Annotated in this window: 8 protein-coding genes; 4 read left to right on the forward strand and 4 right to left on the reverse strand. The window is 41.7% G+C overall.

All coding sequences use genetic code 11. The features are described from left to right. Positions 1-150 precede the first annotated feature (150 nt). Positions 151-1,683: a glycosyltransferase gene (locus V7K25_RS11535; protein WP_335157962.1), complete on the forward strand. Its 1,533-nt coding sequence runs from the start codon at positions 151-153 to the stop codon at positions 1,681-1,683. A 100-nt stretch (positions 1,684-1,783) separates the two neighbouring features. On the opposite strand, the gene V7K25_RS11540 is transcribed toward V7K25_RS11535, so the two are convergent. Further along, the gene (locus V7K25_RS11540; RefSeq protein ID WP_335157964.1) at positions 1,784-2,911 is read right to left on the reverse strand and encodes an alpha/beta fold hydrolase; all 1,128 of its coding nucleotides are present in this window, start codon (positions 2,909-2,911) and stop codon (positions 1,784-1,786) included. Positions 2,912-3,145: 234 nt separating this feature from the next. Here V7K25_RS11540 and V7K25_RS11545 point away from each other — a divergent pair, with 234 nt between their 5' ends. Then, complete coding sequence (locus tag V7K25_RS11545; protein WP_335157966.1) at positions 3,146-7,858, forward strand: amino acid adenylation domain-containing protein; 4,713 nt, start codon at positions 3,146-3,148, stop codon at positions 7,856-7,858. Between the two features lie 272 nt (positions 7,859-8,130). Here V7K25_RS11545 and V7K25_RS11550 read toward each other — a convergent pair whose 3' ends face one another. The 3 genes from V7K25_RS11550 to ahcY all read right to left on the reverse strand — a co-directional run bounded on the left by V7K25_RS11550 (position 8,131) and on the right by ahcY (position 10,472). Then, positions 8,131-8,466: a XisI protein gene (locus V7K25_RS11550; protein WP_335157968.1), complete on the reverse strand. Its 336-nt coding sequence runs from the start codon at positions 8,464-8,466 to the stop codon at positions 8,131-8,133. Further along, complete coding sequence (locus V7K25_RS11555) at positions 8,454-8,870, reverse strand: element excision factor XisH family protein (RefSeq protein WP_335157970.1); 417 nt, start codon at positions 8,868-8,870, stop codon at positions 8,454-8,456. The genes V7K25_RS11550 and V7K25_RS11555 overlap by 13 nt, the downstream gene beginning before the upstream one ends. A gap of 324 nt (positions 8,871-9,194) precedes the next feature. Next, entirely contained in the window at positions 9,195-10,472 is a 1,278-nt protein-coding gene (ahcY, locus tag V7K25_RS11560; RefSeq protein WP_335157972.1) for an adenosylhomocysteinase, read from the reverse strand. Between the two features lie 387 nt (positions 10,473-10,859). Between ahcY and V7K25_RS11565 the strand changes: the two genes are divergently transcribed. Both V7K25_RS11565 and V7K25_RS11570 read left to right on the forward strand, forming a co-directional pair. Further along, a complete protein-coding gene (locus V7K25_RS11565) occupies positions 10,860-12,524 on the forward strand; it encodes a mechanosensitive ion channel family protein (RefSeq protein ID WP_442948081.1) in 1,665 nt (554 codons plus the stop codon). Between the two features lie 475 nt (positions 12,525-12,999). Beyond that, positions 13,000-15,848, forward strand: a 2,849-nt coding sequence (locus V7K25_RS11570; protein ID WP_335157974.1) for an efflux RND transporter permease subunit, incomplete at its 3' end; no start/stop codon positions are given.

Raw genomic sequence — 15,848 nt, forward strand, 5'->3', positions numbered from 1 at the left:
CTTTGACTTACTTTTTGATGGCATTTATATACAGCCTTACTGCCTGCATTTTTCAGCCTTGGGAGTTTTTAACAAGCTCACTAAGCTTTTATGCTGCCGCCTTCAAGCAAAAATCTCTGGTAAAAATCAACCTGTATCAGGAAGTAGGCTATGCATATTGGATTTCTCAACCCTCAAGGCAATTTTGATTCAGGCAATAGCCACATTACGAAACACGCAGATTTTGGGGGTCAGCTGATCTACGTTAAGCAACTCGCCATAGCTATAGCTCAAATGGGTCATAAAGTTGATATTATTACCCGTCAAATTATTGACCCTGAGTGGCCAGAGTTTGCCAAAGCGATTGACACTTATCCAGGGATCGATAACGTCCGCATTATCCGCTTACCAGCTGGGCCAAAAGAATTTCTCCCTAAAGAGTTGTTATGGCCTCATCTGGTCGCTGATTGGATACCCAACATTTTGAAATTTTATCAACAGCAAGGTGGTTTACCCGATGCTATGACTGCTCACTACGGTGATGGAGGACTTTGTGGCGTTTTAATTGAAGAGGAGACAGGCATACCTTTATCCTTTACTGCTCATTCTCTCGGCGCTCAAAAGATGGACAAACTGGAAGTCACGCCAGAAAATCTCACGGAAACAGACGAGCAATTTAATTTCAGATATCGCATTTTAGCCGAACGCCTGAGCATGAATCGCTCGGCAGTTAATATCACTAGTACACGACAAGAACGCTTTGAACAGTATTCTCATCAAGTGTATAGTGGTGCAGTGGATGTAGACAACGACAATCGCTTTGCAGTGATTCCACCGGGAGCAGATTTCTCAATTTTCGGTGCAAAGGCGCGTTCTGAAAATGAGGAAGCTACCTACCAATACATTCAGGAGCGATTGGCACGGGACATTGCAGAAAACCGTCGAGATTTGCCCGTTATTGTAGCATCCAGTCGATTAGAGCTTAAAAAAAACATATTGGGGCTAGTGCAAGCCTTCGCAATGAGTCCAACACTTCAGGAACGAGCTAACTTGATGCTAATTACAGGGGGACTGGACGATCCTTTGCGAGAGGAAGCTAGTGACAGTATGACTGAAGAGGTTTTAGCCCCTATTCGGGAAGTAGTCGAAGAAAATGACTTGTGGGGCAAGGTGAGTGCCTTTGGCTTGTCAGATCAGTCTCAAGAGTCATTGGCAGCAGCCTATCGGTTTTTGGTTAAACGCCGCTCGGTATTTGCGCTGACCGCGCTCTATGAACCTTTTGGGCTTGCTCCCTTAGAAGCGGCAGTTGCAGGTTTACCAGTGGTAGCAACTAAGAATGGTGGGCCTAGCGAGAGCTTGCGGCAGGAAAATAAAGAATATGGTGTACTGGTTGACCCAGAAGATCCTGCTGATATTGCACGAGGCTTGGAACGGTTGCTATGTGATGCTCAGGAGTGGGAGTATTTTGCCCAAGCTGGTCAGCAACGAGTATTGAAGAAGTACACTTGGGAATCTACTGCTGAAAACTACCTGACTTTGCTTGAGCAGATTCTGTCTTCACCGGAAACCTGCCCTCGCGCTGAACTCCTTCCCATCCATCCCTACTTCCGTAATCCAGAATCGCAGACCGACGTTTTTTTAGAAGAATTGGCCGACCTCTACTTTGGAACTAATCAAAAGGTACTAAGTACAACATTTCATTAATTCGTAGCGAATTCTTTGCGTAGCTCTGCGCTCCTTTGCGTTTAAATTTCAACCCTCAACTCGCCACGATTTTACGCAAAGCTGTACTAAGTACATCTAGCTATGAGCAGCCAGCACAAAACGTGCTGACTGCTTCGGCAAATTGTTCGTTTTGTTCCATCAATGCCATGTGTCCACCTGGTTTTAAGGTGACTCTTTCAGAGTAAGGTAATTCTGCTTTCATGCGATCGCTCGCCACAGGTTTTGTCGCTATATCTGAAGCCCCACACATTACCAATACAGGCACATTAATAGTTGCAAGTGTGTCTGTTTCATCAAATTTCAACATTCCCAGTGTGCCACGAGCCAGAACACCAGGTGAACCCAATGCTGATAATAAACCTGCAAAATTGAGTTGACCGCGTGTTTCAGTACCCGTAAATCCAGATAGTTCGACGGTGATATACAGCGAACCATTGAAATATGAAAGCCAAGTCATCAACCAAAAAACTGGCCACAACAAGATAGTCAGGTACAACACAGGTTCGAGGAGCGGTTTCTGCAATTTACGTGCCAGATTGCTAAAGATGCAAGTTTTTACCGGATTAGTGTAAGTAGTATCTACAAGAATTAAGCCAGCCACCCGACTCCCTAATTGCTCTGGAAACAGGCGGCAGAATGTTAGGTTAATCATCCCACCCATGCTGTGTCCCACCAAGATAACAGGTTTATCCCCTGCGATACTCCCTTTGGGAGTGGCTGTCGCCAACGCAATTACAGCTTCTAAGTCACGGGCATATTTTTCTATAGAGTGATCGTTGTTTTTCGGTTTGGCCGATTTTCCTAACCCTGGTAGATCCCAAACAATTACTCGGAAGCGATCGCTCAATTGTCGCTTGGCATAATACCATACAGTACTGTTTGGCCCCCAACCATGTGACAAAATAATTGGTTGACCATCTTCAGGGCCAAAAAACTCTACTTGCAACACGCTTCCATCTGGACGTGGCAAGCGTTGCACGGTTTTACTACGCATAAACTTGGGTTCCTGTTTGCCAGGACGGCGCAACAGTGGCAAACTGATAAAACGGCCGCCAAAAGTCCACACAACCATTATTAGTCCAGCTACTAAGTACGATGTTCCTACAAGTTCTCGTTCGTACCACTCATAAAGAATGTAGATTCCTCCGCCAAGTACCCCAACAGACAGCAGTTGAACCAGCCATATAAGTAGAAAATTATGAGGCATGAATATCATGAGCCTAAACCTTGTGATACCTTTTTAACTGCTTTTAGCTTCATATTATAGTTAGAATCATCCAACTTTCACTCCCAAGATTGATTTATACATTGTTGCAAGTGTGATAAAAATGCTGGGTTAGTTGATAAACAGCGTAAAGTGGCAAAAATAACTATTAACAAACAATATTCCTTCTGCCTCCAACTTTTTATTAAATAACAATTGTTCCGAAGGGGTATAATTTTGAATACAGTTGAGCTATTATCTTATCTTCGCAGTTTAGATATTCAAATTTTTCTTGATGGTGAAAAGTTCCGTTGTAACGCGCCTGAAGGAATTCTTACAGTAGAGTTGCGTGCAGAGATTCAAGAGCATAAAGCAGAAATTATTGAATTTTTAAAAGCAACTAATCGTACTCATAACCACAGCTTTAAACCTCTCGTTCCGATTTCGCGTTCTGAAAATCTTCCCCTCTCCTTTGCTCAACAACGACTGTGGTTTCTTGACCTATTAATCCCTAATAATCCTTTCTATAATATTCCAGTAGCACTACATTTAACAGGTTCGCTAAATAAAGCCGCATTAGAACAAACTTTTAACGAAATTGTGCGACGACACGAAGCTTTACGCACCAATTTTGTTATCCAATCAGGGCAACCAGTTCAAGTAATTAATCCGACGCTAACAATACCTTTACCAATAATAGATTTACGGCAACTGCCACAAGCCGAACGAGAAATACAAGCACGACAATTCACTAATCAAGAAGCTCAACGCCCTTTCAATTTATCAACTGATTCATTGCTGCAAGTGAAACTGTTGTGGTTGGATGACATACAATACATCCTGCTACTGAATATGCACCACATTGTTTCTGATGGTTGGTCTATTGGAGTGCTGATTCAAGAGATAACAGCACTCTACACAGTCTTTACTAGCAATCAGCCTTCTCCTTTGCCGAAACTTACAATTCAATATGCAGACTTTGCATACTGGCAACGTCAATGGTTACAGGGGGAAGTATTAGAAAAGCAACTTGGTTACTGGCAAAAGCAATTAGACGGCATTTCTATATTAAATCTGCCAACCGACAGACCAAGGCTAGCTGTTCAAACTTATCAGGGTGCAAGGCAACCTCTACAATTATCAAAAAGTTTGAGCGAAGCACTTTTAGCTCTCGGACAGCAAGAAGGGGTAACTTTATTTATAACCTTACTAGCAGCATTTAAAGTTTTACTTTACCGCTACACACAACAAGAAGATATTGCGATCGGTTCACCTATTGCCAATCGCAACTGTAGTGAAGTTGAGGGATTAATTGGTTTTTTTGTCAATAGCTTAGTAGTGCGTACCGATCTATCAGGAAACCCAAGTTTTCGAGAATTATTAAGTCGAGTCAAAGAGGTAGCTTTAGGGGCTTATGCTCATCAAGATTTACCTTTTGAAAAACTTGTAGAAGAACTACATCCAGAGCGTAACTTGAATCAAAATCCACTATTTCAAGTGGTGTTTGCCCTGCAAAATGCGCCTATGTCAGCATTAGAGTTGACTGGTTTAACTTTAAGTCCACTAGTATTTGATACAGAAACAACACGCTTTGATTTGGAGTTCCATCTCTGGCAACCAAATACTCAAAATGGTTTATGGGTAGATAGTTCAGAAGGAATTAGTGGGTTTGTAATTTACAGTACTGATTTATTTGATAACGCTACTATCACCAGAATGTTAGAACATTTCCAAACATTACTGGAAGGTATAGTTCCAAATCCAGAACAACGAATTGCACAATTATCACTTTTAAGTCAATCTGAGCAACATAATTTATTAGTTGAATGGAATAATACTCAGTTAGATTATCCTCAAGATAAATGTATACATCAGTTATTTGAGAAGGTTACAAAACAGAATTCTGATGAAACTGCACTAGTATTTGGTGATGATAAACTCAGCTATAAAGAGTTAAATATACGTAGTAACCAGCTTGCACATTATCTAAAAAAATTAGGAGTTAAAACCGAATTTTTAGTAGGGCTTTGTGTAGAACGCTCTTTTGATATGGTCATCGGGATGTTGGCTATCCTAAAAGCAGGTGGAGCTTATGTGCCTCTAGATCCAAGCTATCCATCTGAACGTTTAAACTTTATGCTTGAAGATGCTAAAGTCTCAGTTGTATTAACTCATGAGCGATGGCTAGAAAATTTAAAAAACTATAATTCAAATATAATATGTTTAGATAAAGATTGCCAAATTATTGCTCAAGAAATTGAAGACAATCTTCCTAGTGAAGTTACAATAAACAACCTTGCTTATGTCATTTATACCTCTGGTTCAACAGGAAAACCTAAAGGCGTACAAATTGAACATAGAGGATTATTAAATCTAGTATTTTGGCACCAAAAAACCTTTGCAGTTTCACCTATTGACCGAGTAACGCAGATAGCTGGGGTTGCTTTTGATGCTTGTAGTTGGGAAATTTGGCCTTACCTTAGTACTGGAGCAAGTATCTATATTGTAGATGATGAAATTAGGCGATCGCCTGAATATTTGCGAGATTGGTTAATATCACAAAAAATCACAATTTCCTTTTTACCAACACCTATAGCAGAGAAGCTTCTATTATTAGATTTTCCTGAAGATGTCGGTTTACGAATATTGCTTACAGGTGGAGACAAACTAAATCAATATCCTTTAGCTTCCCACTCCTTCCAAGTATATAATAATTATGGGCCTACTGAGAACACAGTTGTTACAACTTCTGGTCATATTTCCGTTAAGAATAAAGATAGTTTAGCACCTGTAATTGGTGGTGCGATCGCTAACACCCAAGTTTACATCCTAGATAAATATTTACAACCAGTACCCATTGGTGTGCCAGGAGAATTATATATAAGTGGTGATGGATTGGCACGAGGTTATTTAAACCGTCCTGATTTAACTGCGGAATGCTTTATTTATCATAGTTTTACTAATAAGTTAAAGGCACGACTTTATAAAACAGGTGATTTAGTCCGCTATCGAGTAGATGGCAACATTGAATTTTTAGCTCGCCTCGACGAGCAGGTAAAAATCCGTGGCTACCGCATTGAGTTGAGTGAAATTGAAGCAGTGCTGAGTCAGCATCCAGCAGTACAGCAAACTATAGTAATAAGTCGTGAACATGAAAAGCAAAAACGTCTAGTAGCTTATGTTATAGCAAAAACTGAATACAGCAGTGAGCAGGAGAATGTTCAGTTAATGCAATTGCAGAATGAGCAGGTTTTGCAATGGCAGATGCTCTATGACGAAACTTATAATCAGCCTACTACTGATTCAGATCCAACATCTAATTTTATCGGCTGGAACAGCAGTTACACAAATCAGCCTATTCCAATAGAGCAAATGCATGAGTGGGTGAATAATCAAGTAGCACAAATTTTGACTTTGCAACCCAAGCGAGTGTTAGAAATTGGTTGTGGAACAGGTTTAATTCTATTCAGAATTGCGCCTCACTGTATTAAATATTGGGGAACAGACTTTTCCCCAGTTTCACTTAACTACATTCAGCAGCAGTTAGAAAAGCAAGAAATGCCGCAGGTAACGCTGCATCAGCAAATGGCTACTGACTTTGAGAAAGTAGAAACAGCAGCTTTTGATGCAGTAATTCTAAACTCAGTTGTACAATATTTTCCTACTATTGATTATCTGATTTGTGTATTAGAAGGTGCTGTGAGGGCAACTGCTCCAGGTGGCTTTATCTTCATAGGAGATGTACGTAGTTTGCCACTTTTGCAAGCTTTCCATGCATCAGTGCAACTGGAGCAAGCTGAATCTTCCCTTAGCCGTTCTGAGTTACGGCAACGGGTTCAAATGCAAATTTTCCAAGAAACAGAGTTGGTAATTGATCCAGCTTTTTTTAGTGCAATAAAGCAATGCTTTCCTCAGATTAGCGATGTACAAATTCAACTGCTACGGGGACACAATCACAATGAATTAACTCAATTTCGGTACAATGTGATTCTACATATTGATGATAAAACTATTAATATTAGAAATAATTCATATCTGAACTGGTCTGAAGAGAACTTAACAGTGTCAGCAGTGCGTCAATTATTAATTGAAACTAAACCAGAAATATTATGTATTAATAATGTACCTAATGCGCGGGTGATATCAGCAGTTAAAACAGCAGAATGGCTATCAGATGTAGAAGATTCTAGAACTGTAGGCCAAATGCGTAAAGCTTTGCAAGAACTCGAAAATATAGGAATAGAACCAGAAGATTTTTATACACTAGATATAAATTACAAAGTTGATATTACCTGGTCAGATTCGAGTATTGAAGGATGCTATGATGTGGTTTTTGTACGGCAAGATAAAATAGGTAAGAGAGCTATTTTTCCACATAGCACGACTCACTCTCATTCCTGGCAATCTTACGCCAATAATCCCTTACAAGCCAAAGCTGCGCGTAAATTAGTGCCACAGTTACAGACTTACATAGCACAAAAACTGCCTGAGTACATGATTCCATCAGCTTTTGTAATATTAGAGTCTTTACCTCTAACAGGTAATGGTAAAATCAATCGCCGCGCCTTAAGAACATTTTATTATGATGCAATTCAGCCCCAATTGTCTGAAAATTACATCGTACCTCGGACTCCTGTGGAACAAGTGTTAATGAAAATTTTTGCCGAGCTTTTGGGAATTAAGCGCGTAGGAATTTATGACAATTTCTTTAAATTAGGCGGTCATTCATTATTAGCAACTCAGCTTATCTCTAGAGTGCGCGATACCTTGGGTGTTGAGTTACCTTTGCGTAGCGTATTTGAAGCACCAACAATTGCACAAATTTCTAAGATAGTGGAAGGCTTTAAAGAAAGCAATCCTCAAAGTCAAGCGCCAGTTTTAGTACCATTATCACGCGAAAGTCGGCGGATTAAGTTATCTTCCTTAAACCAAGATACCAAGAGGATTTAGAAACTTGTAGGACTTACGCAAAAACCCTCTAAAACTCTCATTCCTCCGTGACCTCTGCGCCCTCTGTGGTTCGTTTTCCGTTACCCGTGCGTAAGTCCTAACTTGTAGAGAAAGTAAGATACCAAAAGCCTATCCCATTAATGATATTAGAATTAGAGCTGATTCTCAATCGGTGTGAGATGTGTATGTAGGAATATTTCTAGTATATGAAGTTGAAAGTTTGAAGCTATAACAACTACTATTCCAGATTTATCAGCAGCTTTTATGTTTAATTAAATAACTGCAAATTCAGTATACTGTCTGATATGGGGTGGTTGGAAGGCGAGAACAATTTGATTTTTAGGAATACCAGCGTTAACAAGTTCATTGGCTATACCGTATTCTGTACCGTCTCTTTGAATCCAGATTTTATCGTTGATAATGTCAATATGCACTAAGCAACCATGCACCCGTTGATTATTTTCCCAGCCTAATGTTAGTAGTAGGTAATGGTTGGCGGTTTGGTCTATAATTAATTGTCTTTCTAGTTCTCCGTAAGCGTAGGGGAGTTGGGCGTATTCGTTTAATATTTTTTGAATGATTTGGCGATAGTTATCTAAGGTATCCATTGCAGTACCACCTCTCGTTTTGAGTCAAAGACAAGTAAACAAAGGCGTTGATTTTCTAATAATATTTTACCAATTGGTTCTTGAAATAGTTCTGAGTAAGTTTCTTGACGAATAGCCAGATACAAGCGGCGGTCAGGTTCCAAGCGAGTGAGAATGTCGTAATATAAGATATATTGTCCTAAAGCATTTTCTAGGTCAGTGACTGAAGAAGCACCTATAAAGCTTTTAATTTCGACTGCTATTTTCTCTCCACTTTTCTCGGCGGCTATGAGTTTTTCTGCACCTAAGTCAATATATAAATCTCTTGTACCCCATTTGAGAATAAATGGATCTTTGGTAATTTGCCAACTATCTTTTTCTAGGGCATTTCTAACGGTATTATGGTAAATGTCTCTAGCTGGCATAGGGGCAAATTTATATTACAATATATACTATATTAATTTGGAAAATTACGGCACTCTTTTTTGTTTCGCGCAAAGGCACAAAAAAGCGGTTAGAAATAACGGCTACACAAACAAAATCAACCTTCGTGGACTAAAAATAAGATTTTATAACCCGCGAAAGCAGGTCTTGTATACCCGCAAATCTTATAACCCACATTCCGCACTTCAACTTGAAGTACGGAATGTGGGTTTTAATTCTACTCTCTATTGAGAATTTATATCTCCCATACAAAAAAAGGGATAAGCTTTTGGGCTTATCCCTCAAAAAATTAACTAATCAATGTATCAAGTTCCACTTGTCCAAGAATTGATGTACTCAATTTGATCGGGTGTTAAGCTATCAATTGTGATACCAATAGCTTCCAACTTCAACCGAGCAATTTCTTGATCGACTTCAAGAGGAATTGAGTGCAAACCAGGTTGCAACTTACCTTTATTCTTCACCAGGAATTCACAAGCCAAAGCTTGGTTCGCAAAACTCATATCCATTACTGCGCTGGGGTGTCCTTCAGCCGCAGCTAGGTTAATCAAGCGTCCTTGTCCGAGAACGACAACTGATTTACCATTTTTCAACTTGTACTCTTCAGTGAAAGGACGAACTTCTTTGATTTCCTTAGCTTGTGCAGCCAAGTATTTCAAATCAAGTTCCAAGTCAAAGTGACCTGAGTTACAAACGATCGCACCGTCTTTCATGACATCGAAGTGTTCACCACGAACAACGTGCTTGTTACCAGTCACAGTAATAAATATATCACCTTGGGGTGCAGCTTCAGCCATTGGCAGAACGCGGAAGCCATCCATTACGGCTTCAATTGCCTTGATGGGGTCGATTTCGGTGACGATGACGTTAGCACCCATGCCACGGGCGCGGAGGGCTGTACCTTTACCACACCAGCCATAACCGACGACAACAATGTTTTTACCAGCCAACAAAATATTGGTGGCGCGGATAATGCCATCTAGGGTTGATTGCCCAGTACCATAGCGATTATCAAAGAAATGCTTGGTGTCGGCGTCGTTGACGTTGACTGCAGGGAAGGTGAGAACGCCTTCTCTAAACATGGCGCGTAACCGCACGATACCAGTGGTGGTTTCTTCAGTACTACCAATCAAATCAGCGATTTGGTGTTGGCGTTGTTGTATCAAAGTTGCAACCACATCGCTACCGTCATCAACAATAATGTTGGGGCGATGATCTAAAGCTATTTGGACGTGGCGGTTATAAGTTTCGTTATCTTCGCCTTTTTGAGCAAAGACGGGAATTTCATGATCGAGGACGAGGCTAGCAGCTACGTCATCTTGCGTTGATAAGGGATTGCTAGCAATTAAGAGCGCATCTGCACCACCGGCTTTCAGAGCGATCGCCAAATGTGCTGTTTCTGTTGTAATGTGGGCGCAAGCTACAAGGCGTAAACCAGCAAAGGGTTTCTCGATAGCAAAGCGATCGCGGATTTGCCGCAAAACTGGCATTTCGCGTCCAGCCCATTCAATACGCTGTCTTCCCAAGGCAGCTAGGCCGAGGTCTTTAACCTCGTGCTTTAATCGGGGAGAAGTTGCGGTCATCAAAAATTACCTCAAAAAATAAAAAAAGCTACGTAAATTTTACGCACTCTACTAGGTTATTCTACGACTGGCGATTTTTTCTTGTAAGAAAAGCAAATCACTAGTCAATAGTCCTCAAAACTAGCTTGACGTTTGATCGGCGGAATGTCAACTTCATCCCAGGTTCTTCCTTTTTGTTTTATCTTTGGAAAAAGCAAGACTTTTAACCCTTAAGCACGAATTTTAAGTAAATCGTCATCTGTCTAAAGATAGAAAGTAAATAAAAAAACATCAAAATTTCATCGTCTCAAAGCAAAACTTCAACTTTAGATAGGTACATCTACCCAAAGTAATTACGCAGGATAGTTAAAGTAATGATTAATAGATTTTACTCAAGGAGGTGTTTGAGTGCGCTTTCAATTTTTGGCGTTGGCTTTGCCCGCCGTAGGCATCGCTAGTTCAATGGCCATAGCCGTTGTATCTGTGCCAACAGCTACAGCCCAGATTCCTTTGTTACCGCAGCTGCTACCATCTCCTAACAGTGTGAGTAATGATGCAAATAATAGACTTGTTACAGGCTGGATTTATTTAGATGGTCGTCGGTTATTTCAGATAGCGGCATCAAGAAGCAACTTTCCTGAGCGTTCAGAAGATATTCAAAATAAGTTGGAGAAAATTGCTAAAAATTACTTTCAATCACCAGCAAAAACACCAGTCAAGGTAGATATTCGGGAAGTAAACCAATTACCAGTAATTTATGTCAACGACCAATACCTAATGACCGTCACTTCTGAGGATGCTGGACTTCGAGAGGTAGATATATCGACATCGGCAAATCAAGTTAAAGAATCGTTACAAGAAGATTTACAACAAGCAAAGCAAGAAAGACAAACTCAATTTTTAATCGACCAAGGCAAAATTGCTGCGGGCATTGGACTGACAATGATTGTGATGAGTTGGGGGGTATATAGCTGGCAAAGGCGTTCCAAAAACGATGTAGTATACCCCCTTACCTCCCAACCGCCTAGAGGTTCCCTACCAACAGCAGCAGCTCAACCAATTACAACACAACTGAATCAACAGCAACATCGACATATCCAAGAAGCCAAAAGACGATTGTTTCAGCTAACTCAAGCCGGAATTTGGGGAGGTGGAAGTTTCTTTATTTTGGGCCTATTTCCCTACACACGACCATTTCAGGTAGGGATTCTCACAGCTGCCCAATTCCCTTTGCGATTAGGTATTGTGTTCTTGGGAACTTACGTAGCAATCCGTCTCATCTACGCCCTCATTGACCGCTTCACCACCACTCTAATCAGCAGTGGTGCTTTATTGACTCCAGAAAGTTCTGAACGGCTGCAACTGCGAGTTTCTACATTTTCTGGTGTGACTAAAAGCATTGCTACTGGTATCTGCGTAGGAGTAGGCTTCTTGCTAGCGCTGGTGTCATTGGGGATAGATATCGTTCCCTTGCTAGCGGGTGCGAGTTTAGTTGGTGTTGCAGTGTCTCTAGCTTCGCAAAACTTAATTAAAGATGCGATTAATGGTTTCTTGATCATTTTAGAAGACCAGTACGCTTTAGGCGATGTGATTACTGTGGGAGATGTGGGAGGCTTAGTAGAAAAATTAAATCTGCGGATGACTCAAGTGCGAGATTCCGAAGGGCGCTTGATTACGATTCCCAATGGTGAAATTAAAGTTGTTGCCAATCTTTCTAGCCGTTGGTCACGAGCCGATTTAACGATCCCCATCGCTTACCAAGCCGATATTGAAAAGGCTTTGAAGTTGATTGAAAGTATTGGTTTTGACATGGATAAAGATCCGCAATGGGAGCGTCAAATTCTGGAAACACCGCAAGTTTTGGGAATAGATCAATTTGGCGATCGCGGTTTGATTATTCGTGTATGGATTAAAACACAGCCCCTCAAACAATGGGATGTCGCACGAGAGTTTCGCCGCCGCCTGAAAGTTGCCTTAGACGAAGCTGGAATTTCTATTTCTGTGCCTCAACAAGCAATTTGGGTCAATGATGAGCAATTGTTAAATTTTCAGAGTAATGGCAAATCTAATTAGAAATTTGGACTAATTACCGGATTTTTCAGTTAATTAAACCAAACCCTGACCTATCTTATCCCAGGAGCTATGGTCTACACACAAGCCAAAAAATCCTCTAGCCACATTTTATTTTTGTGAAAGTGAAATTGTCACACTCACCGACATCCCGCCCAGAACTGAAGTTCAGGGCTGATAGCGGAAAGTCCACGCTTTGTGGAATTGGGCTATGAGACTCGGAATTTATTCCGAGGCAGGATAGAAACGCAGTGTGAGATTTATTAATTAAAGATATGGCTGCGGACTTGTGTGTATACCGTAGCATCCCAGGAGAGAGAGGAGGGGATGAGGGGGATAAGTGGGACAAGTTTCTTCCTTGTCTCTTCCCAATGCCCAATCTCCAATTTTGTGCGATCGCCTACACTAAGTCTTAATAATCCTTATATTAATAAAAAGCTACTACCTCACTAACGAGTCTTGAACTTTTCCTGGATTTATGTTTGTCAATACCTTCATCAAACGTCCAGTCCTGACGACGGTCTGCACGTTCATCATTTTGCTGCTGGGGAGCATTTGTATTCCGATCCTGCCGATTTCTCAGCTACCAGACCTCGCCCCGGTGCAAATTACCGTTAGCTCCAACAATACTGGTGCAGATGCTCAAACAACAGAAAGTACTGTCACCAACATTATTGAGCGACAAATTAATGGTGTTAAAGGTGTATCCTATATATCTTCTAATACGGGTAATGATGGTTCCAGTAATATAACTGTCTCCTTCCCAACTGATGTAAATAGCGATATTGCTCAAGTAAACGTTCAAAATAAAGAAGGACTTGCTTCACCTCAATTGCCAGATACTGTTCAACGAACAGGTGTCACCGTTGAAACGGCATCGAGCAGTCTGCTTCTCGTCTATGGGTTTTACTCAGATAATAATGAGTATGACAACATTTTTATCAGTAATTATGTTGATCTGTTTATTCTCGATCAGGTCAAACGGCTTCCTGGTGTAGGAAAAGCTACGATTTTTGGGGAGCGCAAATATGCGATGCGTCTTTGGCTTGATCCCAACAAGCTTGCCCAACATCAGCTAACTCCTCAAGATGTGACAACTGCCCTGCAAGAACAAAATATTCAGGTGGGTGCAGGGGCAATTGGTAAGGAACCAGCACCAGATAATCAAAGTTTTGAATTTGCTTTACGGGCAACTAGTCGATTTAAAGATGCGGCTGAATTTGAGGATATGGTGCTGAAGGTGAGTCAAGGTGGCACTAATGGCACTACTAATAGTACCAGTACCACTAATAGCACCAGTAATAGCACCCTAGTTAAGCTCAGAGATATCGGTCGAGTTGAACTGGGAGCCGAGAGCTATCTGGCTGATGCCAAATTCACCATTCCAGGGAATGCTCCCAAGCCAGCCGTGGGTTTGGGGATATATCAACTTCCGGGTAGTAATGCCCTGGATGTTGCCCATGCTGTTGAAGACCAAATCAAAATACTAGAGAAGAATTTTCCACCTGGACTAAAAGGACAGGTGGCATTTGATACCACTCCATTTGTAGAAATTTCTTTAGAAGAAGTTCTACAGACTCTGGTTGAGGCGATTATCCTGGTGGTCTTGGTAATTTTTGTCTTTTTACAAGACTGGCGTACCACGATCATTCCCACTGTGGCGATCCCCGTTTCCCTGGTTGGGACGTGTGCGGCTCTGTTGGTTTTAGGATTTCAGATTAATACACTGACTTTATTTGGTTTTGTGCTGGCGATCGGTCTGGTTGTCGATGATGCCATTATTGTGGTGGAGGCAGTTGCAGTCAAACTGGAGCAGGGCTTGAGGCCCTTGGAGGCTGCGATGGAAGCCATGAAAGAGTTGACTGGGGCAGTCATTGCCACTTCACTTGTACTCATGGCGGTATTCATTCCAGTTACATTCATTCCGGGCACAACTGGGATTGTCTACAAACAATTTGGGTTAACCGTTGCTTGCTCTATTGCCATTTCGACTTTCAATGCTTTAACTTTCTCTCCAAGTATGGCAGCCATCCTCATGCGCCCTGCTCAGACTCCACGGGGCCCTTTGGGGTGGTTTTTTGGGGTGTTTAATCGGGGATTTAGCTGGTTTACGCGCCGATATGTCGGGTTTGTTAGCTACCTTACCCATGTCAAGCCGATTGTAATTGGGGTTTTCATCGCTGGTTTAGTTGCAACGGTTTTGATGTACAAAGCAGTGCCTACTGGATTTATCCCAGAGGAAGATCAGGGTTACTTCTTTGTAGTTGTCCAAGGGCCTGATGGGGTTTCTTTGAAATACACCGAATCTGTTATGGAGCGGGTTGCCAAAGAAGTAACATCGCTTCCCGAAGTTCAAGCTAGTTTTATGATCAGTGGCTTTGGTTTCGATGGCAATGCTTCCAATTTAGGCATTGCCTTTGCTAACCTGAAACCCTGGAAAGTGAGAACTGAAGAATCTCAGTCTGTCTATGGAATACTTCAGAGGATGAACAAAAAGCTCTCTGCAATTACAGATGCTAGAGCGATCGCTGTCAATGCTCCGCCAGTTAGAGGATTAAGTAGTACAGGTGGTTTTGAGTTTATCATTCAAGATAAAACCGGAAGTGCGCCGATTCAAACCCTGCTTGATACTGCTCAAAAATTCATTGGGGCGGCCAATAAAAACCCTGTTCTCCAGCGAGTCTTCACTCAGTTCACCGCTGACACTCCCCAGTTGGACATCCAAGTGAACCGCAACCAAGCCAAAGCTCTCGGCGTTGAACTCAACGACATCTTTGGGGCATTGCAAAGTTACTTGGGGTCGCAATATGTGAATGACTTTGTGCAGGGACAGCGACAGTATCGAGTATATGTCCAAGCAGATGGGGTTTTTCGCTCTAATCCAGATGATATTGGCAAGCTCTATGTTCGCTCTGCAAGTGGGGCGATGATTCCGTTGAGCAATCTGGTGAAAGTTACTCCCTTTGTCGGGCCGAAAACCATCTCCCATTACAACTTATACAGGTCAATCAAAGTCCAGGGCGCTCCGGCTCCCGGTGCTAGTTCTGGACAGGCGATTAAAGCGATGGAGCAACTAGCAGCAGAGGTCTTACCTCAAGGGTTTGGTTATGAGTGGACAGGGACTTATCTCCAGGAAAAGACATCTGGGGGATCTACGGGCTTGATTTTTGCCTTCGCCTTCGTTATTGTCTTTCTGGTGCTAGCGGCTCAGTATGAAAGCTACGTTGACCCGATCATTATTTTGCTGACAGTTCCCCTGGCAGTTTTGGGAGCGATGACGGCGATTTGGCTACGTTCCAATATTTTCATGGCAGGTAGCCTCTTCCC

The sequence above is a fragment of the Nostoc sp. genome, assembly GCF_036919495.1.
Taxonomy (GTDB): Bacteria; Cyanobacteriota; Cyanobacteriia; order Cyanobacteriales; family Nostocaceae; genus Nostoc.